The sequence below is a fragment of the Acaryochloris sp. CCMEE 5410 genome (assembly GCF_000238775.2).
In the GTDB taxonomy this organism is placed as follows: Bacteria; Cyanobacteriota; Cyanobacteriia; order Thermosynechococcales; family Thermosynechococcaceae; genus Acaryochloris.
The window spans coordinates 1,814,435-1,838,252 of record NZ_AFEJ02000002.1 but is presented as its reverse complement, the minus strand read 5'-3'; the positions used below and the strand labels follow the sequence as shown (position 1 = coordinate 1,838,252).

The window sequence follows — 23,818 nt, the reverse complement described above, 5'->3', positions numbered from 1 at the left end:
TAGATGGCAGTATCATTCCTAAATCGAGATGGATAGAACTTTAACAATCTGCCATGCTTTCCTATCTTACTGATTGGCTGGAACAAATATTGATTGGGTTTAGCCATGGGATGTGTTACGTGTTTTACCTGGTTCCGTTGCGCTTACAGACCTTCCGCAAGCAACATCCTGATGTTCAGATTCTCGCTGCAAGTGTGACGAAAGCCAGAAAGATGGAGGCCGATACTCCGGTTCAGTATGAGCTGGGATGGGTCGCGTCTAGGCGTGGCATGCTGATTCTGACAGAAACCAGTCTATTCTGTGGGGATTGGGAGATTCCTCTGGCAACGGTGAGTGAAGCCGTATTGTTGAGCCTAACGGGGGGATATGTCCTCAAGATTTCTACAGTGGCAGGAGACCATTACCAATTTGGTTTGAATAAAAATCGCGCTTGGGAAACGCAATCCGTACTGCCATTAACCAAGCAAAAAGGCAATATAACCTATTCGACCCAAAGTCTGATCCTCAGGGCCATCGTGCTGGTGGGCGTACTCTGGTATCTCTATCAAGGAATATTAGCGGCGAATCTGGCAAAAATCCTATTGGCGTTAATCGCGTCTGCGCTGATCGGGATTCCTCTACTTCTGCGCATCCTCCAAAAACTGCAACAGAAGCGTTGATCCAGGTATTCTAATGTTCAACTTTCACGGAACCCGCACTGTGAACTTCAGGGTAGAGATCACGGAAGCCTCCTAACTCGGTTAGGAGGCTTCTAGAAATATAAAAATCTCAATTCAGAGCAAATTTTGATGGATCTATTCCAACTCAACGGTTGGTGACAGCCACTTACCGTACAACTTGGATGGAAACAGGTGCAACGCCGGTTTGTAGCAGACCAATCTGCCCAGCCGCAGCCTTGCTGAGGTCAATTCCGCAGTTGCATCGATCGTTGATACGGACATTGACTGAAGCGCCATTATTCAAATTGGTAACCTGAACCCAAGTACCGAAGGGTAGGCTGGGGTGGGCTGCAGTATTACCCCAAGTATCGAAAATTTCGCCAGATGCCGTTTGGCGACCTTGGTAATAATCACTGTAGTAAGTTGCAGTTTGAGCCAGGGCAGCAGACTGAAACAATACGGATGCTGCGATGGTCAAGGGAACAATTAATTTTTTGAGCATAATTACTTACTTTTTGCCTGGGTCTTTCCGCCAACCACCCTAACAAATTATTACAAATTATGTCAAATACTCCCAATTGATGACTTTTATAACAGAACTCCCATCCGTCGTAGCCGAGTTAACCGTGTCGAAATGGCACCTCCATGGAGTGGCGTTCCCTGTTTGGTATGGAGTAAACAACAGCTAGGGCTAAAGGAGCTGGATCTAATATTCAGCTCACAGGCTAAGGGAGGATGATGGAGAGTAAGTGCTGCTGTCGGGATAGTCTGTTCCGTTGGGATAATCTTCTTCAGCAGTGTGCTGGTGGTTGGATTGGAGACTGGAAGTTGAATCTGACCTGACCACCCTTGCCAGAACGATTTGAAATTAAAGGGGAGGGACAGTTTTTTCCTGGATTGTTTGGGTTGAATCTTGTGGAGAGTATTGGCCGTAGTGAGGGTGAGTAATATCCCTAACCATCCCAAACTTAGCCCTAAACACAGCCATACCATCATCATTGCCAGGTTAAGATGCATATGCTCAACTCCTAGGAATTCAGATTTTGCAGATCACTGTACAACATCTGACTAGATAGGCTGAATTCTTGTGCCTGAAGGTTACGGAAAATGAAGTATGTGGCTGTTGATGGCTCCTAGCGAAACTGGAATTGGTAATTCGAGACGGTTTGGTGAAATGACATAGGTTTGAAGTAGAGCCTGCCTCCTCAGTGCTAGGATTTTGGCTGCATCTCTATACTGATGTCTGATAAGTACGGAATTTCTTGGTGAAGATGAGAGCGAAGCTGATTTGCGATCGCATCCCCGTCTCCCATACTCATCTCAGGTTCTACCGCCAGACAAACTTGGGCATAAAGCTGATGTCCCATCCATCGGGCCTTTAAATTTTTATAGTCATATCCGGCTAGGGCCTGTTGTAGCGCTTCGGTTGTTTCAGGTTCAACGCCATCTAGTAACCGCGTCAAAACCGTCTGACCAGACTCCCAAACGATATGGATTAATGCAAAGGTAATTCCTAATCCCACTAGTGGATCCGCCCAGGTATAGCCGAGCCATAACCCCACGGCACTAATGACGACTGCTAAGCTAACGAGGCCATCGACTCGGGCATGATAGCCATCGGCAACGAGGGCAGCACTCCCTATTTCGTTGCCGACTCGAATGCGAAAGAGGGCTACGGCTTCATTGCCAATAAAACCGATACCGGCTGCGATCGCAACGGCTCCCAAATGATCCAAGGATTGGGGATGAATAAATCGCTGAATCGATTCGTATCCTGTGGCCACAGCGCTAGCCGCAATAATCAGGATAATCATCACCCCGGCTAGATCTTCAACTCGACCATAGCCATATTGAAAGCGGCGATTGGGCGACCATCGCCCCATCCAAAAAGCAATGCCCAAGGGTAAAGCGCAGATGATATCGCCGACATTGTGCAGTAAATCGGCTAGTAGTGCCACACTGCCGGATAGATAAACGGCACCCATCTGCAGTAAAACGGTGACTAAAAGCCCAGCCGTCGACCATTGAACAGCCCATAGGCCTCGTTCTGAACTGGCCAAACTCGGATCAATGACGCCATGACTGTGAGCACAGGACTCATGGTCATGGTGGGAGTGGCTGGAGATAGAGGTCTCTGCGGTCATAGATCGTCCTGAGCGTGAGAGAGGTCTTAACAAGAAAGGGAAACCCTTTCGGATTTCCCTTTTCCAGCATTAGCAGGTCGTTGATTATTCTGCAGCTTGAGGCAGCAGTTCCCGTTTTTCAGCCGGGGCAATCTTAACTTGCTGATCTTCGTCTACATCGACGATGGCCGTATCGCCTTCTTTCACCCGCCCCGAGAGAATCTCTTCGGCCAAGGTGTCTTCCAGCAGGCGCATAATCGCCCGACGTAAGGGACGAGCCCCATAACTGGGGTTGTAACCCTCTTCCACTAAACGCTCTTTGAAGCGTTCGGTGATATTTAAGGTGATGCTCTTCTCTTCTAAGCGGACGAAGACTTCCTTCAGCAATAGCTCAGAAATTTCCTTGACCTCATCCTTGTTGAGCTGACGGAAGACGATAATTTCGTCGAGTCGGTTCAAGAATTCAGGACGGAAGTAGCCCTTCAGCTCTTCGTTTACCAAGGAGCGAATCCGATTGTATTGGGAATCCGCTTCATCTTCGGCAAATTCAAATCCGAGGCCACCGCCACCCTTCTCAATCACCTTCGACCCGATATTCGAGGTCATGATCAGCAGGGTATTCTTAAAGTCAACGGTCCGTCCTTTGGCATCGGTCAAGCGACCATCTTCCAAAATTTGCAGGAGCATATTGAAGACGTCAGGGTGGGCCTTTTCGATCTCGTCAAAAAGGACCACGGTGTAAGGCCGTCGTCGCACTGCTTCGGTTAGCTGACCGCCTTCGTTATAGCCGACATAGCCGGGAGGCGAACCAATTAGCTTGGAAACCGTGTGCCGCTCCATGTACTCAGACATATCTAAGCGAATCATGGCTTCTTCGGACCCGAAGAAGTAGGTGGCCAAAGCCTTAGTTAGCTCCGTCTTACCCACCCCAGTTGGACCAGAGAAGATAAAGCTAGCAATGGGACGGTTGGGATTCTTGAGACCCACACGGGCCCGACGAATCGCTCGGGAAATGGCGCGGACGGCTTCATCCTGACCAATTAATCGCTGGTGCAGGGTATCTTCCATATGCAGCAGCTTCTCAGATTCGGATTCCGTCAGCTTACTGACGGGAACGCCAGTCCAGGAGGCCACAATATGGGCAATATCTTCTTCCGTGACCTTGGGGGAATCGTCCTTATTGTCCTCGCTCGACTTTTTGTTCTGAGCGATGGCTTTAATCTCGGACTTGATTTCCATCTCGCGGTCCCGCAGTTCACCGGCTTTATCAAAGTCTTGGGAGCGAACGGCATCATCCTTATCTTTCAGAACTTTGCGCAGTTCCTTATCCAATTCCTTAGCCGCTGGGGGAAGTTGAGAGTTAATTAACCGAACTCTAGAACCAGCTTCATCAATTAGGTCAATGGCCTTGTCAGGTAGATAGCGATCGGAAATATAGCGATCGGAGAGCTTGGCCGCCGCTTCTAATGACTCATCTAAGATGCTGAGCTTATGGTGCTGCTCATAGCGCTCGCGTAAGCCGTAGAGAATTTCGATGGTTTCATCTACAGAAGGCTCACCCACCATCACCGGCTGGAAACGACGTTCCAGGGCCGCATCCCGCTCAATATGCTTGCGATACTCATCTAGGGTAGTGGCACCGATGCACTGGAGTTCACCCCGCGCCAAAGCAGGCTTGAGGATATTGGCAGCATCAATGGCTCCTTCAGCAGCCCCTGCACCGATCAGGGTATGAACTTCGTCAATCACCAAAATGACGTTGGAGGCTTGACGGATCTCATCCATGATTTTTTTGAGGCGCTCTTCGAATTCCCCTCGATATTTGGTACCGGCAACCAGCAGACCAATATCCAAGGTGACGACGCGCTTCTCTTCCAGGATGTCAGGAATATCCCCATTGGCGATTCGCTGGGCGAGACCTTCTGCGATCGCAGTTTTACCCACACCTGGCTCACCAATCAAAACGGGATTATTCTTGGTCCGACGGCCGAGGATCTGAATGACTCGCTCAATTTCTTTCTGGCGACCGACCACTGGATCGAGTTTGCCTTCAGATGCCAAGTTGGTCAGATTTGCGCCAAACTCATCAAGGGTTGGAGTCTTGGTGCGTCCTTGACCACCGCCAGCAGAGACTTCCGCTGTTTCACCCAACATGCGGATGACTTGGGTGCGTACCTTCGCTAGGTCAACTCCAAGATTTTCTAGAACACGGGCGGCGACCCCTTCACCCTCACGGATGAGTCCTAACAGCAAGTGCTCCGTGCCAATGTAGTTGTGACCCAGTTGGCGGGCCTCTTCTAACGACAACTCGAGAACGCGCTTGGCTCTGGGGGTAAAGGGAATCTCTACCGCAACAAATCCAGAACCGCGACCGATAATTTTTTCTACTTCAACGCGAGCATCTTTAAGGTTAACCCCCATGGATTTCAAAACTTTGGCGGCAACGCCAGTTCCTTCTCCAATGAGCCCTAAAAGAATTTGCTCTGTGCCGACAAAATTGTGCCCCAAGCGGCGGGCTTCCTCTTGAGCCAGCATGATGACTTTAATGGCTTTTTCTGTAAAGCGTTCAAACATGGCGTTTTCCCACAACCTGCTGCTTGCTGGTAAACCCAATTTTAGCACGATAGATCGGCTGAATTGGCGATTACATAAGGATTCTCACTGGATCGATGAGGAGCTTTCGCAAACGAAAAATCCTATTTTTGACCAAAACAGCTTTTTCCTTTGATCCATTGTAGATTTATCTTTCCAACAATTGGGTCATAAATGATCAAACTGGGGTGTGGATATTACGAAATTACTTTAAGAGCTTGCCTTAGGTTCACCCCAGATCAGATTTAGACCTGTACACCCCCATCGGGCGAGTCGATGCTCAGTATCCCGTTGCCATTCCTCAAGCGACTGCTGAAATTGAGGGGCCTGTAAACTTCCTTGCCATAGGATGAGGGCATCCTCACCATTGTCGTAGTAATGGGGCCGCCGCCCAGCGGTTTTGAACCCCAATTTTTGGTACAGCTTCACGGCCGCCGAGTTGGCAACATTGACTTCTAACGTGGCTCGGTTGGCTTGCTCCAGCCTGGCCAATGCTAAGAGGGATGTGAGTAAGGCTTGGCCCAGCCCTCGACTTTGATATTGAGGGTGTATACCCAGCATCGTAATATGGGCTTCGTCTTCGACTCGCCAGAGACAGCCGATACCGACTAAGGGAGGGGAGGACGATGTTTCATCATGAGGGACAGTAGAAGCTGAGCGCTCCCGGCGCACTCTTAGTCCCAATAAAGTACTACTCAGCCGGTCTAATTCCTGCTGGTACCCTTGCAAGCTCCACCAGCCCCCAAAAATTTGCAGATCTAAGGCCACTGCATCGGCTAAGTCTTGGGCCTGTAGAGGGCTAACCTCTACCAACATGAGTGGAGAATCCCTTCTGGCTGGGCCTCATGGTTGCCCTTAGCCCTGCAACGGACGATAGGACTGCACATACTGGCCGATATATCGTTTTAGGTAGCTTTGCATAAAGGTCTGAATATAGGCCTTCATCTTAGGGCGTAAAGCAGGCTGAGATTGTATGTTGTTGATAGCGTTGCCTAACTTTTGATAGGATTCTCGGCTTCCGGCATCTTTGGCAAGTTGAACGGCCTGGCGAAGACTGGCTAAGGCTTGTTCATCATTACCAGCCTGGAAGTAGGCAATCCCCCGACTGCCATACATATCTGCTAGCGCGACGTTGCCGGGCTGGATGCGAATCACTTGATCAAAATCAGAGATCGCGCCTTGACTATCGCCCTGGGTGAGGCGAATCATGCCGCGGATGGTGTAGATATCACTACTGCCCGTGTTGATGCGAATACCTTCATCAAAGTCTCGTAAAGCGCCAACCTCATCCCCCATTTGGAATCGCAGAATCCCTCGAATGCCGACGGCTTCTAGATATTTGGGGTTCAGCTGAATGGAGCGATTGAGATCTTGGAGGGCACCATCAAAATTGCCCAGCTGCCACCGGACAAACCCACGAAAATAGTGGACGGCATAGGCGTCCTTGAACGAATCCTTGAGACTGAGCGCCTGGTCAAAATCAGATTGAGCGCCTGCCAAATCACTGCGATACCAGCGCACCACGCCTCGAGAAGCATAGCCGATCTCAGGTTTGAGACGAACCGCTTTCTCGACATCGGATTGAGCGCCACGAATATTGCCTGTAACCACTCGATACAGTCCGCGAATGCCGTAGGCGTCCGCTAACTGAGGATCAATCTGGATGGCTTGGTCTAAGTCCGCGAGCGCCCCTTTTCGATCGCCTTGCTGGAATTTGATCGTGGCTCGGTCGCCATAGGCACTGGCATAATTGGGATTTAGGCTTATCGCTTGGTTCAAGTCCCGTAAAGCACCTTGGGAGTCTCCCCGTTGCAACTTATCAGTGGCCTGGAGGTAAAAATCCCCTGCCCTTGGTCCTTGAGGGACCGGCGGCGTGGGTGGGCGTGCAGGAACAGTTGAGGGAATGGATGTGCTAGGGGTCGAGGGCCCGGGAATTGAATCTAACTTCACCCCTATTTGAGGGGCCATCGTTGAGAAGGTATCGATGGGAATCCCTAAGTTGGTGTCATTTTTGAAGTAGACATTGCCCTGTTGCTGAGCATCTGAGCGACCATGAATGCCGACTAGGGCACCTTGGTCATTGAGGACGGGGCCACCACTCATACCGGGTCGGGTGGAATTGTTATAAACCAGGGCATAACCATCGGCTAAGGGTTTCGATGAGTTGGCCGTGAGTCGCCCTTCTGTAAACCGATAAATGGATAAGTTAATGGCTTGGGTGGGCTGCGGAAATCCAGCCACATAGATGGGCTTCCCTTCTTGTACTTGGGTGGAGTTCCCCAGGTCGGCAACCTTATAGGTTTTATTGCTCTTAAATTTGAGAACGGCTAAGTCGACACCCGGTAAGCGTTTAACGGTTTTGTAGTCTAATTTGTAGCGTTGATCGGTGGGAGTGACGACATCGTATTCATCGGGGGTACCGACTACATGAAACGCCGTGAGGACTGTATAGGTATCGCCATTCCGATTGATAATGACCCCTGATCCAGGATTTTGACCATCAATGAGCACCGTGACTTGCTTGGCAATGCCACTAATTTGGTCAGGACTGAGGGCTTGGGCGGGATGAGGTGCAATTGCAACGGCTGCAACTCCCATAAACGCCACAGCTGGATACGTAAAATTTTTAAACACCATATAATGCTGAAAGATCGCCACCAGACCATACTCTAGCACGGAGAAAAATAGACCATCGGATACCTTGCACCAGGATCTAAGGTGTTGGTCAATGGCCTAAAACACCTGCGACTTTACCGCAGGCCACTCCTAAACTTTGGCTTTAGCTTTCTTGCGTTTCTTGGCTCGCTTTGCTTCAGCTTTGGCTGCTTTCTCAGAGGCAATTTTCTCTTGCTTGGCTTTCTCGGCTGCAGCCGCTAGTTTTTCCTGGTAGTACTGATAATCACCCCGATAGAGAATCAATTCTCCCTCGTTGATTTCCACAATCTTAGTTGCGACTTGGGAGATGAAATATCGGTCATGGGAGACAATCACGACCGTGCCGTCATAATCCTGTAATGCCGCTTCTAGCATCTCTTTTGCGGGAATATCGAGGTGATTGGTCGGCTCATCCAAAATAAGTAAGTTGACGGGACTGAGCAGCATTTTTGCTAGAGCCAGGCGAGCTTTCTCCCCTCCACTTAAGGCCTCCACTTGTTTGAACGCAGTTTCACCACTGAAAAGAAAGCGGCCCAACAGCGTTCGAACCTCTTCGTTTTTCCAGTCAGGCACTTCATCATGAATGGTGTCCATCACAGTTTTTGACAGATCCAAAGCCTCAGCTTGGTTTTGCTCGAAATACCCTGGAATAACGTTATGCTCTCCAAATTTGACGGTCCCTTCATCGGGGGGCTCCGTTCCCATCAGCATATGGAGAAGGGTGGATTTCCCGGCCCCATTCGGGCCTAAGATGGCCACCCGATCGCCCCGTTCCAGCAAGAGGTTGGCCCCTAGGAAAAGAATATCGTCTCCATAGGTTTTAACCATATCCTTGACGATGACGACTTCCCGACCACTGCGAGGGGCAGGAGGGAACTGAAACTTGAGGGTGCGGACGTCGGCAGTCGGGGCTTCTATGCGCTCGACTTTATTGAGCTGTTTTTCGCGACTTTTAGCCTGGGTACTGCGGGTGGCGCTGGCGCGAAACCGATCGACATAGGCCTGCTGTTTTTCAAGTTCTTTTTGCTGATGTTCAAAAGCACTGAGTTGGGCCGACTGCTGTTCTGTTTTCTGTTGGATATAGGCAGAATAGTTGCCCAAATAAGCGGTTGCCACTCCCTGTTCGGTTTCGACAATGCGGTTACAGAGCCGATCCATAAAGGCGCGATCGTGGGACACAATGACCATGGGGGTTGTGAGTCCCTTTAAATAGGTTTCTAACCACTCAATAGTTTCTAAATCTAAATGGTTCGTTGGCTCGTCCAGTAGCAAAATATCGGGGCTTTGCAGCAGGATTTTGCCTAAGCACATTCGCATTTGCCAACCGCCACTAAAGGCGCTGACTAAGCGGTCTCCATCCTCAGCGCTAAAGCCCATCTCCGGCAAGATTTTTTCAATGCGAGACTCTAAGCCGTAGCCATCAAGGGCCTCAAACTGGCGCTGTAGCCGATCCAGTTGATGGATTAAGTCGTCGAGGGCATTTGGATCAGCACTTTCCATTTGCTGTTGGATGTGGTGCTGCTGTTGCTGAACTTGGTTGGCTTCTGTAAAAACGGTCCAAAATTCTTCCCGTACCGTTCGACTCGTGACAACATCGAACTCCTGGTTGAGATAGGCAATATGCAGGCTGTTGGGACGAATGACTTCTCCTGAGGTTGGCTCAACTTCGCCAGCAATAATCTTGAGTTGAGTGGATTTACCTGCACCATTGACTCCCACTAAGCCAATCCGATCGCCAGGCTTTAGCTCCCAATTCACATCCTTGAGGATTTCGCCCGTGGGGTAGACCTTACTTATATGTTCCAGTCTTAGCATTTAGAACTCCGATACCAACAGCAGGCTCACGGAATTCTCCCTCGACAATCCCGTATTTCAGCAACAAAAGTTCATTATAGTCTAGACTTCGTAACGAATTGCCTAGAGCAGGATTAAGTCTGGGTTTGTAAGTGGTGGACTAGCGCCTGAAGCCCTAACGAGTAACTCTGGGCACCGAATCCGCTAATTTGACCGATTACGATGGGAGCAATAAAGGAATGGTGTCGAAAGTCTTCGCGTCGATAAATATTGCTGAGATGGACTTCGACGGCGGGAATCGCGACGGCTGCTAAAGCATCACGAATCGCAACACTAGTATGGGTATAGGCGGCTGCATTGATGAGAATGCCGTTATGACAATCCAAGGCTTCCTGAATGGAATCGACTAGGTTGCCTTCATGGTTGGAATGATAAAATTCAATATCGCATTGCAGCGATTCTGCTAGAGATAGCAGTTGCTGATTAATTTTTTCTAGGGTGACTGAACCGTAAATACCAGGCTCACGCTGGCCGAGGAGATTTAGATTGGGACCGTGCAGGACCAGAATGTTAGGACGGCTCACAAAAAATCAGTTAAAAAAGACTGGTTGGCCACAATATTTAGAACATGGTGGTTCTAAACACTGTTTAGCAGCAAGATGGATAGATTAGATGTTTAACGGATCAAAAATATGCTGATCAGTAATCAGTAGTGAAATAAGGCTAGCGTCGATCTCGAACAGGGATAGGAATCATCTCTAGTTCAGGCTCAACTTCCGGACCAACGAGGACTTCAACAAGCTTACGAGCAAAATTCTTGATTTTTTCGATGATTTTATCTAAATAGTCCATTGAGTAAATAATCCCTCGCAGTGACGTTGTAACGCATCAGCAAAACGTTATGATTGTTTTTACAGATGGTTATAAACCAAAAAATGTTATAACGTTTCTTTAACGTAGCATATTTACTGATTGATTGTGTGATCTCTGTAACCAAATTGCGTGGAAGCTCGGATGTATACGCTAGCAATTTTATGATTCGTTTGCCAGCAGTTGGCGACGTAAGCGATCAAGGGCGTGGGACGTACTCATTTGTCGAACCCAGTCCCGGCCTCTTAAGGGACTAATCTGATATTCAAAGCTTTGGGTTCCTGGTGGGCCGGACAAGCCGATATAAACCAGGCCTACGGGTTTCGCCTTGGTCCCCCCCTCTGGACCTGCAATGCCAGTAATGCTAATGCCCCAAGTACTATGGAGTTGAGATCGCACCCCTGCTGCCATTTGTTTTGCTACGATTGCACTTACGGCTCCGTATTGTTCGAGGTCCGCTGCGTTAACCTTCAGCAAATCTCGTTTAGCGGCATTAGCGTAGGAAATCACCCCTCCCAAAAAATAGGTTGAACTGCCCGATATCCCCGTGATTCGTTGCCCTAGCCCTCCGCCTGTACAGGATTCGGCTACGGCTAAGGTTTCTCCTCGGTGTTGCAGGAGCTTGCCAACGACGGATTCTAAGGTTTCATCATCCCCCCCAAAACAGTGCAGTCCGCAAATCTGCCGAATTTGTTGTTCGATGGGAGCAATAACTTGATGGGCGGTCTCTTGGGAGGTAGCGCGGGTGGAAATTCGTAATCGAGCCTGTCCTTTGCTGGCATAGGGGGCAACCGTGGGATTGGTTAAGGCCAGTAGGGGCGCAACCTGGTCCGCGAGAGTGGATTCGGGGATTCCCCAGAACCGAAGCACCCGACTATAAATTTGGGCGGTCACCCAACCCGTGGATTGTAGATAGGGCACGGCGGTTTCCTGCCACATCCGATGAAACTCTTTGGGTACACCGGGAAAGGTGAAAATGGTTAGCTCGGGGCGTGGATGCCAAATGATACCTGGGGCACTGCCGATGGGATTTGGAAGTATTTGAGCCCCGTCAGGGAGTAAAGCTTGTTTATCGTTGGAGGGACTCGGCACTCGGTTGCGCTGGGCAAACTTACGGGCAATATCTTCCAAAATTTCGGGATGGTTGACCAATGGAGCTTGGAAGAAATCAGCCAAGGTTTCTGTGGTCAGGTCATCGGGGGTTGGACCTAGGCCCCCTGTGAAGATCAAGAGTTGAGAGCGTTGACAGGCGAGTGCGATCGCACGTTTGATACGAGTAGGGTTATCTCCCACCACGGTCTGATGAAAATGAGCGATACCCAATCGAGCCAATTCCTGCCCCAAAAACTGAGCATTTGAGTTCAGTACTTCTCCAAGGAGAAGCTCTGTCCCCACGCAAATGACCTCAGCACTTCGGCTCATACCCTTTTATCTCGTTGACTTATCCTCAACACTGTATCGTTACTTCTAGCGTAAATGGGGCGAGCTGTCTCGGTTTGGGTACCAATGGGGTCAATGAAGGCCATGGTGTTTACTGATACCCAATCTAAAGCCACGGCTTTAGATTGGCCGATTACCAACTTCGACTCTGCTCCCAGGGCTGTTTTAAGTTAGCAGCGAAAAAATAATATCGACCCGATTAGCCAGCTTAGTCATCGCGGTTTTGAGGGATTGATAGTCGTTTAGCCGCAGGATATTAATCCCAATAGTTCTAAGCACTGACCAATTGAGCAGTGCTTGTTCATCTTCGAGTCGATAATCATCTTCGCCAAAACAACATCCTTCGGCCAATGCAACCGATTTTCAATGCCCCAATGTTCTCGGACCAGAGATTGCCAATGCTGGGTGAGGTGGCAGCTGAACTGATGTAATAGGCGGTATTGTGATACTCCTTTCCTTTGCGAGTACCCCATCGTTGGACACAAAGTACAGAGCGAATTGCTGTCCATTCTTGTAGGGCTATGCCGACAGGCTCATAAACCTGTATACACCGATGTTCATCTCGTCCTCTACTTTGGGCGGAGTGGATGTGCTCAGCCATGGGTTTAAGACACTCAAAGTAAGTCTGGAGGTGGTCGTAAAGTCTTCCCTGGTTGGATTTGACCGCCACGAGATAGTCATTACCCGAGGCCACAATCTTCTCAAGTGTTTTTTGGGCGTGTAAGGCATCCATGGTAATCAGTAAGCCATCGAGTTGAAGGGTTTCCAACAGTGCCTGCACGACTTTGATTTCGCTATTATCCTCCTGAGTGAGGGCTTCGAGCTTGAGGGTGATGCCTGCTTCCACCGCAAATAAACTCACCAAGCCCACAAACGCTGCTTCCCCTTGGCATCTGTAAGCCCCTGACGAATCCGTTTGCCATCAATGGAGGCTGCATAATTATCGGGAGAGTGAGTCTGGGCTTTCGAGAGCATCCATGCTTCAAATTGGTGGCTCAACGCTTGGAAGTCAAGCCCCTTCATCACTCGACGAAAGGTACAGTGAGACGGAACTTCGAGGCTCTCAAGCCCCAATAGCTCACTTAAAGGCTGGCGATAATCGCTCACAAAGGTTTCTAACGGACGGTACCCTTGATATCCAGCAAGCATGCCCATCACCATCAATAGCAACAGCAGCCATAACGGATGAATACGGCCATGGGCACTGCGGAAATCCGGGACTTGCTTCAAAGTATCGATTAGATGGCTCATCGGTCTCTCTACTGTTGGTCAGTAGAACCATCCTATTTTTTCTAGGAGTAACGTAAAACAACCCTGACTCTGCTCCAGTCCGTTACCATCTGCAAAAAGAATCGGATTTATAGATGATTAGGGAAATGTTTGTGGAACGCCGATGGGTTGGGTGAGTCGTTGACGCTTTTACGTTAAGTGCGGGGTTCTTGCAATCGCTGCCAAGCTCGCCAGATGGCGTAACACAGAAGTAGCGTTGCACCTAGAGCATAGGCATTACCCGCTGGGATGCCCGCGATGGCAATGGCTAAGCTACCGACCCAAAACACAATGGCATAGATCAGGAGAACACTACGTCGCTGAGAAAGTCCTGCATCTAGAAGGCGATGGTGAAGGTGGCCTTTATCGGCACTAAACGGAGACTTACCCCGACGTAACCGATTGAGGACTACCGTAGATGTATCAAAGATGGGGACTGCCAAAATCACAAAGGGTAAGACAACTGCGACGGTTGTTACCGTTTTCACTAAGCCAATAACACCAATTCCTGCCAGGGTAAATCCTAAAAAATAAGCACCCCCATCTCCCATAAAGATTTGGGCAGGGTTGAAATTGTAGCGGAGAAAACCTAAGGCTCCCCCAGCAAGGGCCGCAGCTAATAAGGCTGCCGCCGGTTGGTCAATAAACAAGCTGACCACCAACATCACGACTGCTGAAATGCCTGAAATACCAGCCGCTAAGCCGTCTAAGCCATCCATGAAATTGACAGCATTGGCCATGCCGACTAACCACACTAGGGTGAGAGGCAGGCTGAACCACTCAATATTAATCAGTCCAAGGTCCGAGAAAGGCAAGGTGACAAAGTCGATACGTACCCCCACACCCCAGGCCATTCCGGCCACCGCAAACTGCATCAACAGCCGCGACCATGGCGTTAAGGTAAATAAGTCATCGGCCAGACCAATAAGGAAGTATAGTATGCCGCCAATGACCACCCCCCAAACTTCGGAGGCCGAGGCAGGGGGCAGGTCGCCAAATCCACCGGAAATGGCAACAATCAGTAGAGCAATTTGGGTCCCCATGAAAATCGAAATGCCCCCCAAACGCACCATCGGACGCTTGTGGACTTTACGGGGGTTGGGCATGTCTACATAGCCACTCTTTAAGCCAATCTTTTTAACGATTGGTGTACTCCAGAGGACCACAAGGGCAGCCACAAGAAAGGCAACCAGATGATAAGGCATCCGAGATCCTGCTACGTAAAGAAAATTGAGCAAACCATGCAGAATAGAAAACAGTCTTAATGAACTGTCACAATGACATCATGCATGAGGAATGGGGATAAACACAAGTTACGTTGCCAAACTATGGGGGATACTGACTAGGTTAGAGCGGGCACAGGACTGGTGAGATGAGGATAAAGGGGAAAGCGCGAACAGAGATTGGCAACCCGCTGGCGGCAGTCTTCTGTGACAGCAGCATCTTCAGGTTTTAGCAGGCAATCCGCAATGATATTAGCGATCTCGGTAAATTCTGCTGTCCCCATACCCCGAGTAGTCATGGCAGGAGATCCTAACCGGAGTCCACTGGTTACAAATGGGGATTCTGGGTCAAAGGGGACGGTGTTTTTGTTGGCTGTGATATTAACTTGGCTGACCCGTTGATCGGCCTGCTTACCGGTCATACCAATGGAGCGCAAATCAACCAGCAAGAGGTGGTTGTCCGTTCCGTTAGAGACAATTTTGAAGCCTCGTTCTTGCAACTGTTTGGCTAGAGCTTGGGCATTATCAACCACATGACCACAATAATCAGTGAAATCAGGCTTGAGGGCTTCACCGAAGGCCACGGCCTTAGCCGCAATGACATGTTCTAGCGGTCCGCCTTGGGTACCCGGGAAAACGGATTTATCAAACTTTTTACCCAGCTCGGGATCCTTGGTCATGATCAGGCCGCCTCGGGGACCTCGGAGGGTTTTGTGCGTGGTGGTGGTGACCACGTCACAGAAGGGGAGTGGATTGGGATGATGGCCGGATGCGACTAAGCCAGCAATATGGGCAATGTCTGCCATTAAATAGGCATCGATCTCATCAGCGATGGCCCGAAACTTCTCAAAATCAATGATGCGAGGATAGGCAGAGTATCCACAGACAATCATTTTGGGGCGATGCTTAAGGGCTAGCTCGCGAATCGTATCGTAGTTGAGCTGTTCTGAGTCTGGATCGACACCGTACTGGACGACATTGAACCATTTCCCTGAGACATTCACTGGAGAGCCATGGGTTAAGTGACCCCCATGGGACAAATCCATGCCCATAAAGGTATCGCCTGGCTGCAGCAAAGTGAGAAAGACGGCAAAGTTTGCCTGAGCACCAGAGTGAGGCTGGACATTTACATGGGCTGCTTTAAATAGTTCTTTGGCTCGATCAATAGCGAGCTGTTCGGCTGCATCGATAATTTCGCAGCCACCGTAATACCGCTTGCCAGGTAGCCCTTCTGCATACTTATTGGTTAGGACCGACCCTTGCGCGGCCAAGACTGCTGCTGAGGTGAAGTTCTCGCTGGCAATCAGCTCTAAATGATCGCGCTGGCGTTGTAATTCCTGCTGTAGTATCCCTGCGATCGCAGGATCGGTTTCTGTCAAAATATCTAAGCTAGTTTGCATGGCACAGCCTATCCTTTTCCAGTGTCAACAAAGCTAAGATCGAACAGCATCAATCCATTAATTTAGGTCCTGTGCTGCGTATTTTTCTTGCTTTCCCAACGGATAACAACGATCTTTAAAGTAATCATCTTAACGCCTATAAGCGTCCTTAACACCTCGGCTCAAGGTGACTGGAGGCTGAGAAAAATGACAGACTCTGCTCACCCTTTTGCGTAATTCTTAACAGCTCACAGCAGACAACTCCCAGATGAGTCGCCTAAAATAGTGCTAGAGCTGATCCAAGTGTCTGGAGGTTGATAATGTTAGTCATCCTAACTGAAGATCAATTACTCTCGCCTCAAGTCGTTTGTCAGTCTTGCTTACTGGCCAATCGTCAGGGGCAACCTCGATGGCACCAAAACAAATTGTGCTGTGGTCACTTATTAGAACAAATTTCAGAAACTGAGTTACAGCTGAAGCAATACCAGTGCCAAATGGGATTTCGAGTGGCTGAAGTGGAAGGATAGGGAGGCAGCTTTGCTGCAGGTAGACCCACCCGACCGCTGTTGCTGGATGTTCAAGGACTTAATATCAGGGGAACTCAGCGATTGGGGACTATCCCTTATAGTGAGTGAAGATTATCCATAATCCACATTTGAAAGAGGGGCTTGTATGGCTTGGCGTGGAGCAACAACAACACAAGAGCGGCTTCAGTCCTGTTTACCGTTTCTAGTACCTTTGTTGAATACGTACCCATTTGGCATTTTTTTATTCGGTCAATTTCCCTTGTTAGGAGTGCTGTTTTACCCTATAGAATTGCTCATGCCCATTTATCACATGGGAGGTGGGGGATTGGCTATTGTACCGCTGTTGGTTTTTATGGGTCTATACGCTGGTGTTGTTAGGAATAACCGTATTCGTCACCTCATCCGCTACAACGCTATGCAGGCGATCATGCTCGGTATTTCTTTATCTCTGATCTTGTGGATTCTGCGGTTAGTGGGGATTTTGGGCAGTGCATTTAGTAGCGCGACTCCAGGAGGCGGGCTATTTGTCATGGTACTGTTCAATGTTTTATTCCTAGGAACCTTAGGCATAGTGGTGTTCTCAGTTGTGCAATCGTTGCGAGGACATCATGCTGAAGTGCCTTTGCTTTCTAATGCAGCTTATGCTCAAACTCGTGATTAGCCTCTGGCTATAGTTCTAGCCAATTGTTAGGTCTTTTGTTGCGTCTCCCAAAACAGGAATGGAGATACGTTACATTGATGAAACGGTATGAATCCATAATTTGGGAGACGATGCAATGAGTTGGGATGATTCAACCCCTTGGTCCGAACGAGTGTTTGGTGCGCTGCCTTATTTACTGCCTTTGATGGATGCCATTGTCTATGGTGATGGTCAGTACATTATGCGCCAATTCCCCACGATTACTAGCATTGGCCTATTGCCTATCATTCCGTTTGTGCAAATCTATGCCCAATTTATTCGGCTGATTCCGTTTGCTGGCTTGATCCTATTTATGGGATTGTTTTTTGCCGTTGTTCGGAATGAAAATATAAGCCGTTTTATTCGCTTTAATGTGTTGCAGGCGATTTTGCTCGATCTCATATTAATGGTGTGCAATTTGGTATTACCGATTATTAGTCAGGGAATTCAGCTTGAATTGTTGACTGAAACGCTATTTAACACTATTTTTCTGGGTATTTTCGCAACGTTTGCTTACAGTGTCTTTAAAACTGTTCAAGGCCAATATGCTGAGATTCCTGCGATTTCAAATGCGGTTAATATGCAGATCTAAATCGTTGCGTGATCTAACGCTGTAGAAAGAAATATGGGTGGACGGCTTCTATGTGGTGCGTTCGTCCTTTTGGGGCACACTAACCATATCTGCATATCGCTGAGATTTTGATTCCATGTATTTGGATGAGATGGATTTCTACCTAGTCAATAGCCATGTGCGGTAGCTTCGGTTTTTTATCTGTGATTTCAAAACACTATCGTGGTGGATCAAGAAACTCTGTCAGTGGGATGTTCTGGGTGTCTGAGTACGCCTGAACTGCAGTTTGACTTCACAATGGCATTTCAGCCCATTGTGAACTTGGGAAACGGCACTATTTTTGCGCAAGAAGCCCTAGTTCGTGGTCTTAATAATGAGTCGGCGGCGAGTATTCTTGGCCAGGTGACCGATCAAAGTCGATATCGTTTTGACCAAGCCTGCCGAGTTCGGGCGATTCAGCTAGCGGCTGAGCTGGGAATCCAGTCAATGGTCAGTATCAATTTTCTTCCGAATGCCGTTTATCAGCCCGATCTTTGTATTCGTACTACGATCGAAACGGCTAAACAATTCAATTTCCCATTGAACAAAATTCTGTTTGAGTTAACGGAAGTTGAGAAGGTGAAGGACTATGCTCATGTCCGCGCCATCATTGAGCATTACCAAAAATTAGGATTTAAAACGGCATTAGATGACTTTGGAGCTGGCTATTCTGGCTTGAACTTTTTAGCTGATTTTCAGCCGGATTTTATTAAGCTGGATATGGCGTTAATCCGTAATATTGACCAAGATAAAGGTCGGCAAGCCATTGTCAGAGGGATTATTCAAGTCTGTCGTGAGCTAGCTATTGAGCCTATTGCAGAGGGGATAGAGACCGAAGCGGAATTGGCTGTGCTCAAGCAAATGGATATTCAGCTATTTCAAGGCTATTATTTTGCCAAACCTAGTTTCAGGTCGATTACCACTCATTTAAATCTGTCTCCTGGTTAGGGGTTGCCTGAAAAATTCCTTGGTGCCAGAGAGGTAAAAGATGGTTTTTGCCAGGGCATTGAATGTTAGAATTCTAGATCCTTGCTTCTTAAAGAGTTGGATCGTGCGTGGCTCCCTGTGAGCACTGCCAGCTAGCTTGAAGAAGCCTCAAGCCCATAAGGAGAGAATTGAATGACTGCTTACGAGACCATGTATATCCTGCGCCCAGACTTAGGCGAAGAGCAGTTGGATCAGGCGATTAATAAATACCAAGACCTGCTGAAAGAACAAGGGGTTGAGGACATTGATACTCAACACCGTGGCAAGCGTCGATTGGCCTACGAGATCCAGAATTTCCGTGAAGGCGTCTATATCCAGATGAACTACAACGGTCAGGGGCATGCGATCGCAAAATTAGAACGTGAAATGCGCATTAGCGAACAGGTAATTCGCTACCTGACTCTTAAGCATGAGGGTCCTACCGCCAATGCAGATGAAGACGAGTCTGATTCAGAGTAATCGTGGTTAGCAAAACCTGACCCCGAGTATTGCGCTAGAAGACGCTTCCTAACGACGACGACGATAGTGCAAAAACAACTCGTTCTCAACTTGCTTAACAGAAAGCAGCTCCAACCCAGGTGCATCTTGCTGTAGCCAGCCTTGACCTGCCACAGGGGTGGGAGTGGACGTTCCACCAATTAAGAGTGGGCAAACGGTTAGGTGAAGTTCGTCAATCAGATCTTCCGCCAATAGGGCAGCCACAATTTGGCCGCCCCCTAGGACGGCTATTTTGTGAATGCCTAAGGCAGGCATTGCTGCTAGTGTTGACCCCCAATCGATGGATTGGTCAGCCGTTTCATAGGTGAAAATTTGCTCGAAATGGGAGGTCCCTTGCCAAGATTGGCCACCGGCCTGGGTGGTGACCAACCAATGGGGGACGGCTTGTTGGAAGAATTTAAGGTTGGGGTCTAAATCCCCCGACCGCGTACAGACAATTTGGGCAGGTTGTTCGGGCTGGCCTCGTTCTAAACGGGCATTAATGAGAGCTTGGGTCACCACTCGCATGGCGGTTTCCCCAGCTTTGAGGGTGGCCGATCCAAAAAGTATGCCATCTGCAGCCGCAACTTGTCGCTCTAAATGGGCATAATCTTCATCAGACCCAAACTCAGGGGGAGAATGTTGGGCATCGGCAATTTTGCCGTCTGCACTCATCGCCAAAACAACGGTTGTCGTGGGTCGCTGGAGGGGTGTTTCGGCCATACAGTTCAGTCTTGTCGTCCAATATAAACAAGCTATTCTCTTAGGGTAGCGTGATCAACTAAACCTGAATAGGGAGCTGCTATCCTTGCCCAAGTTCGTTTCTAAAGCTCAACCGCCTTTAGCATTTATTCCGCAACGTCTCACGCCTTGGGTGATCGAAACTGTCCGATTTTTGTTACCAGTCTGGATGCCCTGGAAACTCTCTGTGACGTCTGTCGAGGCCGAAAACTTAGAGGTTTTAGTCAAGCTGTACCAAGAATTCCAGGCCGGTAATACTCGGTTCTTGATGGCCTTCCGGCATCCTAGTACCAAAGATCCCTTTGCCATGTCTTATATGCTGTGGCGGCTCGTCCCCAAGGAAGCGCACAAATCGGGTATTCGGTTTAAAAGACCCACCTACAGCCACTTTATGTATGACCGTGGTATTCCGTTGTGGGCAGGAGAATTTGTGTCTTGGTTATTCCCGAGATTGGGGGGGACACCGATTCTGAGGGGGAAAGCCGATCGGGTGGGCTTGCGAGCAGCCCGGGACATCTTTGCCAATAGCCCTTATCCCATTGCCATCGCTCCAGAAGGAGGCACCAACGAACATAATGAGCTGGTGAGTCCGCTAGAGCCAGGGGTCGCCCAAATGGGCTTTTGGTGTATCGAAGATCTACTAAAAGCGAACCGGTCGGAATCGGTTTATATTGTGCCGTTACGGATTCGGTATCGGTATGTTTCTCCGCCTTGGAAAGCGATTAAGAATTTACTTGGGCAGCTAGAAGATCAAATGGAGTTGACTGCCGAAGTGATACCATCCGGCCTACTTAAGGATCCTGAAAAAGATGTTTTATATGGTCGAGTCCTGCGCTTGGGTGAGTGTCTGTTGGCTGAAATGGATCGGTTTTATAGCAAGTACTATCATCTGTCTCGGCCCGTGGTGGACCCATTGCCCTATGATCCGTCTGATCGCAATGCCAAACTGGCCTTTCAACTCAAGCAACAATTAGATATTGCCCTGCAGGCTGCTGAATCTTATTTCGGCATCACGGCCAAAGGGGAGATCGTGGATCGCTGCCGACGTCTCGAACAGGCGAGTTTTGATCGCATCTATCGGCAAGACTTGGAGCAGCTGACCCCCTTGGAGCATGGCATGGCGGATTGGTTAGCCCAAGAGGCAAGCCTCCGCATCGGACATATGCGCATGGTTGAGCGACTCACAATGGTGAGTGGTAACTATATTTTGGAAAAACCAACGGGGGATCGATTTGCCGAGATTGTGCTGATTGTGTGGAAAATCATGACCTTCATGCAGGGAGGCGATTCCCATTCCCCACCACAGCTCGGTGCCCAATCCTTGAAGCTGACCATTAGCGATCCCATATCCGTGACGGACTTGTGGCCTACCTATAGTGCCAACCGCAAGGGAGCCAAGAAAGCCGTGGATGAATTGACTCAATCTATTCAGACAGCCCTGGAAGATTTGAACGCGATCGAACCATAGCTCTTAACTAATTTGCCCTTGTCAACTGTAACGGACCGTCCGACACTGGAGTGTGGAGGCGATAGGCAGTGAAGGTGTCATTTAAAGTATGAATAGAGTTCTAGCAATTGTTTTGGGTGGTGGTGCTGGTACACGCCTATATCCTCTTACCAAGCAGCGTGCAAAGCCTGCGGTGTCTTTAGCAGGTAAGTATCGCCTCATTGATATTCCGATGAGTAACTGTATCAATTCGGAAATCAACAAAATTTATGTGATGACGCAGTTTAACTCTGCATCTTTGAATCGCCACATTTCCCAAACCTATCATTTCTCCAGCTTTAGCGATGGTTTTGCTGAGGTGCTGGCTGCTCAACAAACCCCTGAAAATCCCAATTGGTTTCAAGGAACAGCAGATGCTGTTCGCCAATATATGTGGATGTTTGCCGAACAGCGGGATGTGGATGAAATCCTGATTTTATCTGGGGATCACCTGTATCGAATGGACTATAGCGTCTTTATTGAGCGCCATCGGAGTACGAATGCAGATATTACCCTGTCTGTACTGCCCATTGATGCCTATCGTGCCCCTGCGTTTGGCTTGATGAAAATTGATGAGTCGTCGGGGCGTGTGGTTGATTTTAGTGAGAAGCCCCAAGGCGAAGAACTGGAGCGGATGAAGGTGGATACCACCACCCTCGGACTGACCCCAGAAGAAGCCCAAGAAAAGCCGTTTATTGCCTCAATGGGCATCTATGTCTTTAAGAAAGATGTCTTGATTGATCTGCTCAAGAATTCACCGGATTCCACCGACTTCGGTAAGGAGATTATCCCTAGTTCAGCGAAGGACTACAATGTCCAAGCCTATCTCTTCAATGATTATTGGGAAGATATTGGGACGATTGAAGCGTTTTATGAGGCGAACTTAGCGTTAACCCGCCAGCCTCAACCTCCCTTTAGTTTTTATGACGAAAAATCGCCTATTTACACCCGCTCTCGCTACTTGCCTCCGACCAAGCAGCTCGATTGCCATGTGACGGAATCGATGATTGCGGAAGGCTGCATTATCAAAAATTGCCAGATTAATCGCTCGGTATTGGGCGTGAGATCGCGGGTCGAATCCGGCTGCACCCTGGATAATGCTTTGGTGATGGGTGCTGACTATTATCAGCCTTTTGCAGAGCGGGCCTCAGGAATGGGTGATACGAGTATCCCCATCGGCATTGGTGAGAATACAAAGATTAGTCGCGCCATTATTGATAAAAATGCCCGCATTGGCCGCAACGTCAAAATCGTCAATAAGGACAATGTTGAGGAGTCCAACCAGGAGGAGCATGGCTTTTACATCCGCAGCGGTATTGTTGTGGTGCTGAAGAATGTTGAGATTCCGGATAACACGATTATTTAGACTCTGGCTCGACTCGCCTTTGAAATAAATAACGATAGACCGGTAACCCTTCTGATAAAGTCAACTTTTCTCGCTCAGTTGCAGCGGGGAAAGGGTTTTCTGCTAGCCAATGGTGGGGCGGTGTTGTGCCTGTAAAGGCAGGATGTTCGGCGATGCGATCGCACATATCAATCGCCACCTCCAACACATCTGATTGGATCAGCAATAATCCCTCTGGTTTAAGGCAAATGGCGAGTTCATTCACTAACTGGGGTTGGACGACGCGCCGTTTTTGATGGCGACGCTTAAACCAAGGGTCAGGAAATTGGATTGTCACACCCGTAACCGCTTGAGCACCTACTAGAGAATCGAGGGACGTATTGATATTGCCGAACAGAAAATGGAGATTGGTGAGTTGTAAGGCATCCCGACGTTTCAGGGCAGATTTAACCATGGGCCGCCGAATTTCGACGCCTAGGAAATTATGGTGGGGGCGCAGTTGAGCCATCTCCAGTAAAAACTGCCCACGGGCACAGCCAATATCTAAGTAAAGGGGTTGCTCTGGCTGGGCGAAGATTGCAGGCCAATCCGGGGGTGCGATCGCATGTTGGAATTTTTTGCTCAGGGGGTTAACGTGCTGACGAACTCGAACACCCATACTGTGAGGTTAACTCAAGAAACAACAATCAACTCAAGCGATGGCACTTGAGTTGATTAAAAACGGGCCAGGAGGGATTCGAACCCCCGACACCGTGGTCCGAAGCCACGTGCTCTAGTCCACTGAGCTACAAGCCCTAAAGCGTATTTATGTTAGCAGAGATTCTCCAGCTCTGAAACAAGATTAGGTTGTTTGCAGATTTAAGCTCAGGGTGATGTGATTTTGAATGGCAATGACGTAAGCCACCCAGCCTGAGCAAGCAATGAAGTAACCTTTTACTACCTCGACCTTCATAGATGAGGGG

At 48.9% G+C, this 23,818-nt stretch carries 22 protein-coding genes, 1 tRNA gene and 1 pseudogene; 8 read left to right on the top strand and 16 right to left on the bottom strand.

Annotation, left to right across the window (positions count from 1 at the left end):
* Positions 1-110: 110 nt before the first annotated feature.
* Positions 111-659, top strand: a complete 549-nt coding sequence (locus ON05_RS29240) for a hypothetical protein (protein ID WP_262562494.1) — start codon at positions 111-113, stop codon at positions 657-659.
* Positions 660-825: 166 nt separating this feature from the next.
* Here the strand turns inward: ON05_RS29240 and ON05_RS29235 are convergent, their stop codons facing one another.
* The 13 genes and pseudogenes from ON05_RS29235 to glyA form a co-directional block, all read right to left on the bottom strand.
* On the bottom strand, positions 826-1,161 hold the full coding sequence (locus tag ON05_RS29235) for a septal ring lytic transglycosylase RlpA family protein (RefSeq protein WP_010467505.1): 336 nt from the start codon (positions 1,159-1,161) through the stop codon (positions 826-828).
* Positions 1,162-1,247: 86 nt separating this feature from the next.
* A complete protein-coding gene (locus ON05_RS29230; RefSeq protein ID WP_010467507.1) occupies positions 1,248-1,676 on the bottom strand; it encodes a hypothetical protein in 429 nt (142 codons plus the stop codon).
* Between the two features lie 194 nt (positions 1,677-1,870).
* Positions 1,871-2,803, bottom strand: a complete 933-nt coding sequence (locus ON05_RS29225; RefSeq protein WP_010467509.1) for a cation diffusion facilitator family transporter — start codon at positions 2,801-2,803, stop codon at positions 1,871-1,873.
* Positions 2,804-2,887: 84 nt separating this feature from the next.
* Positions 2,888-5,356, bottom strand: a complete 2,469-nt coding sequence (locus ON05_RS29220; protein WP_010467511.1) for an ATP-dependent Clp protease ATP-binding subunit — start codon at positions 5,354-5,356, stop codon at positions 2,888-2,890.
* A 228-nt stretch (positions 5,357-5,584) separates the two neighbouring features.
* Entirely contained in the window at positions 5,585-6,190 is a 606-nt protein-coding gene (locus ON05_RS29215) for a GNAT family N-acetyltransferase (RefSeq protein ID WP_010467513.1), read from the bottom strand.
* 39 nt (positions 6,191-6,229) lie between these two features.
* Positions 6,230-8,011 (bottom strand): serine protease, encoded by a 1,782-nt coding sequence (locus tag ON05_RS29210; RefSeq protein WP_039778352.1) that lies wholly within the window; start codon positions 8,009-8,011, stop codon positions 6,230-6,232.
* A 129-nt stretch (positions 8,012-8,140) separates the two neighbouring features.
* Positions 8,141-9,844 carry an ABC-F family ATP-binding cassette domain-containing protein gene (locus ON05_RS29205; protein WP_010467517.1) on the bottom strand — a complete coding sequence of 568 codons (1,704 nt, stop codon included), beginning with the start codon at positions 9,842-9,844 and terminating at the stop codon, positions 8,141-8,143.
* A 113-nt stretch (positions 9,845-9,957) separates the two neighbouring features.
* Entirely contained in the window at positions 9,958-10,407 is a 450-nt protein-coding gene (gene aroQ, locus ON05_RS29200) for a type II 3-dehydroquinate dehydratase (protein ID WP_010467519.1), read from the bottom strand.
* 139 nt (positions 10,408-10,546) lie between these two features.
* Positions 10,547-10,675 (bottom strand): hypothetical protein, encoded by a 129-nt coding sequence (locus ON05_RS29195; protein ID WP_010467522.1) that lies wholly within the window; start codon positions 10,673-10,675, stop codon positions 10,547-10,549.
* Between the two features lie 180 nt (positions 10,676-10,855).
* Entirely contained in the window at positions 10,856-12,115 is a 1,260-nt protein-coding gene (locus tag ON05_RS29190) for a competence/damage-inducible protein A (RefSeq protein WP_010467523.1), read from the bottom strand.
* A 183-nt stretch (positions 12,116-12,298) separates the two neighbouring features.
* Positions 12,299-13,384, bottom strand: a pseudogene (locus ON05_RS29185) (ISAs1 family transposase).
* Between the two features lie 173 nt (positions 13,385-13,557).
* Complete coding sequence (locus ON05_RS29180; RefSeq protein ID WP_010471382.1) at positions 13,558-14,607, bottom strand: glycosyltransferase family 4 protein; 1,050 nt, start codon at positions 14,605-14,607, stop codon at positions 13,558-13,560.
* A 137-nt stretch (positions 14,608-14,744) separates the two neighbouring features.
* Positions 14,745-16,025 (bottom strand): serine hydroxymethyltransferase, encoded by a 1,281-nt coding sequence (gene glyA, locus ON05_RS29175; protein ID WP_010471384.1) that lies wholly within the window; start codon positions 16,023-16,025, stop codon positions 14,745-14,747.
* 299 nt (positions 16,026-16,324) lie between these two features.
* Between glyA and ON05_RS29170 the strand changes: the two genes are divergently transcribed.
* The 5 genes from ON05_RS29170 to rpsF all read left to right on the top strand — a co-directional run bounded on the left by ON05_RS29170 (position 16,325) and on the right by rpsF (position 19,266).
* Positions 16,325-16,531, top strand: a complete 207-nt coding sequence (locus tag ON05_RS29170; protein ID WP_010471386.1) for a hypothetical protein — start codon at positions 16,325-16,327, stop codon at positions 16,529-16,531.
* Positions 16,532-16,676: 145 nt separating this feature from the next.
* On the top strand, positions 16,677-17,192 hold the full coding sequence (locus ON05_RS29165; protein WP_010471387.1) for a Tic20 family protein: 516 nt from the start codon (positions 16,677-16,679) through the stop codon (positions 17,190-17,192).
* Between the two features lie 115 nt (positions 17,193-17,307).
* Positions 17,308-17,802, top strand: a complete 495-nt coding sequence (locus tag ON05_RS29160) for a Tic20 family protein (RefSeq protein WP_010471389.1) — start codon at positions 17,308-17,310, stop codon at positions 17,800-17,802.
* A gap of 276 nt (positions 17,803-18,078) precedes the next feature.
* Positions 18,079-18,768, top strand: coding sequence for an EAL domain-containing protein (locus tag ON05_RS29155; RefSeq protein WP_010471391.1), 690 nt, complete (start codon positions 18,079-18,081; stop codon positions 18,766-18,768).
* Between the two features lie 171 nt (positions 18,769-18,939).
* Positions 18,940-19,266, top strand: a complete 327-nt coding sequence (rpsF, locus tag ON05_RS29150) for a 30S ribosomal protein S6 (RefSeq protein WP_010471393.1) — start codon at positions 18,940-18,942, stop codon at positions 19,264-19,266.
* 48 nt (positions 19,267-19,314) lie between these two features.
* On the opposite strand, the gene ON05_RS29145 is transcribed toward rpsF, so the two are convergent.
* Positions 19,315-20,007 (bottom strand): RibD family protein, encoded by a 693-nt coding sequence (locus tag ON05_RS29145; protein WP_010471395.1) that lies wholly within the window; start codon positions 20,005-20,007, stop codon positions 19,315-19,317.
* Between the two features lie 85 nt (positions 20,008-20,092).
* Between ON05_RS29145 and ON05_RS29140 the strand changes: the two genes are divergently transcribed.
* A complete protein-coding gene (locus ON05_RS29140) occupies positions 20,093-21,493 on the top strand; it encodes a 1-acyl-sn-glycerol-3-phosphate acyltransferase (RefSeq protein ID WP_010471397.1) in 1,401 nt (466 codons plus the stop codon).
* Between the two features lie 88 nt (positions 21,494-21,581).
* Complete coding sequence (locus ON05_RS29135) at positions 21,582-22,877, top strand: glucose-1-phosphate adenylyltransferase (RefSeq protein ID WP_010471399.1); 1,296 nt, start codon at positions 21,582-21,584, stop codon at positions 22,875-22,877.
* Here ON05_RS29135 and trmB read toward each other — a convergent pair.
* On the bottom strand, positions 22,870-23,514 hold the full coding sequence (trmB, locus tag ON05_RS29130) for a tRNA (guanosine(46)-N7)-methyltransferase TrmB (RefSeq protein ID WP_010471401.1): 645 nt from the start codon (positions 23,512-23,514) through the stop codon (positions 22,870-22,872). The two genes, ON05_RS29135 and trmB, sit on opposite strands and share 8 nt — an antisense overlap.
* A gap of 63 nt (positions 23,515-23,577) precedes the next feature.
* Positions 23,578-23,651, bottom strand: a tRNA-Arg gene (locus ON05_RS29125).
* Between the last annotated feature and the right edge of the window lie 167 nt (positions 23,652-23,818).

Bases quoted from the DNA above. Each gene is read 5' to 3' on its own strand.
- ON05_RS29240 (WP_262562494.1), top strand. From the start codon at position 111: ATGTGTTACGTGTTTTACCTGGTTCCGTTGCGCTTACAGACCTTCCGC.
- ON05_RS29235 (WP_010467505.1), bottom strand. From the start codon at position 1,161: ATGCTCAAAAAATTAATTGTTCCCTTGACCATCGCAGCATCCGTATTG.
- ON05_RS29230 (WP_010467507.1), bottom strand. From the start codon at position 1,676: ATGCATCTTAACCTGGCAATGATGATGGTATGGCTGTGTTTAGGGCTA.
- ON05_RS29225 (WP_010467509.1), bottom strand. From the start codon at position 2,803: ATGACCGCAGAGACCTCTATCTCCAGCCACTCCCACCATGACCATGAG.
- ON05_RS29220 (WP_010467511.1), bottom strand. From the start codon at position 5,356: ATGTTTGAACGCTTTACAGAAAAAGCCATTAAAGTCATCATGCTGGCT.
- ON05_RS29215 (WP_010467513.1), bottom strand. From the start codon at position 6,190: ATGTTGGTAGAGGTTAGCCCTCTACAGGCCCAAGACTTAGCCGATGCA.
- ON05_RS29210 (WP_039778352.1), bottom strand. From the start codon at position 8,011: ATGGTGTTTAAAAATTTTACGTATCCAGCTGTGGCGTTTATGGGAGTT.
- ON05_RS29205 (WP_010467517.1), bottom strand. From the start codon at position 9,844: ATGCTAAGACTGGAACATATAAGTAAGGTCTACCCCACGGGCGAAATC.
- ON05_RS29195 (WP_010467522.1), bottom strand. From the start codon at position 10,675: ATGGACTATTTAGATAAAATCATCGAAAAAATCAAGAATTTTGCTCGT.
- ON05_RS29190 (WP_010467523.1), bottom strand. From the start codon at position 12,115: ATGAGCCGAAGTGCTGAGGTCATTTGCGTGGGGACAGAGCTTCTCCTT.
- ON05_RS29180 (WP_010471382.1), bottom strand. From the start codon at position 14,607: ATGCCTTATCATCTGGTTGCCTTTCTTGTGGCTGCCCTTGTGGTCCTC.
- glyA (WP_010471384.1), bottom strand. From the start codon at position 16,025: ATGCAAACTAGCTTAGATATTTTGACAGAAACCGATCCTGCGATCGCA.
- ON05_RS29170 (WP_010471386.1), top strand. From the start codon at position 16,325: ATGTTAGTCATCCTAACTGAAGATCAATTACTCTCGCCTCAAGTCGTT.
- ON05_RS29165 (WP_010471387.1), top strand. From the start codon at position 16,677: ATGGCTTGGCGTGGAGCAACAACAACACAAGAGCGGCTTCAGTCCTGT.
- ON05_RS29160 (WP_010471389.1), top strand. From the start codon at position 17,308: ATGAGTTGGGATGATTCAACCCCTTGGTCCGAACGAGTGTTTGGTGCG.
- ON05_RS29155 (WP_010471391.1), top strand. From the start codon at position 18,079: ATGGCATTTCAGCCCATTGTGAACTTGGGAAACGGCACTATTTTTGCG.
- rpsF (WP_010471393.1), top strand. From the start codon at position 18,940: ATGACTGCTTACGAGACCATGTATATCCTGCGCCCAGACTTAGGCGAA.
- ON05_RS29145 (WP_010471395.1), bottom strand. From the start codon at position 20,007: ATGGCCGAAACACCCCTCCAGCGACCCACGACAACCGTTGTTTTGGCG.
- ON05_RS29135 (WP_010471399.1), top strand. From the start codon at position 21,582: ATGAATAGAGTTCTAGCAATTGTTTTGGGTGGTGGTGCTGGTACACGC.
- trmB (WP_010471401.1), bottom strand. From the start codon at position 23,514: ATGGGTGTTCGAGTTCGTCAGCACGTTAACCCCCTGAGCAAAAAATTC.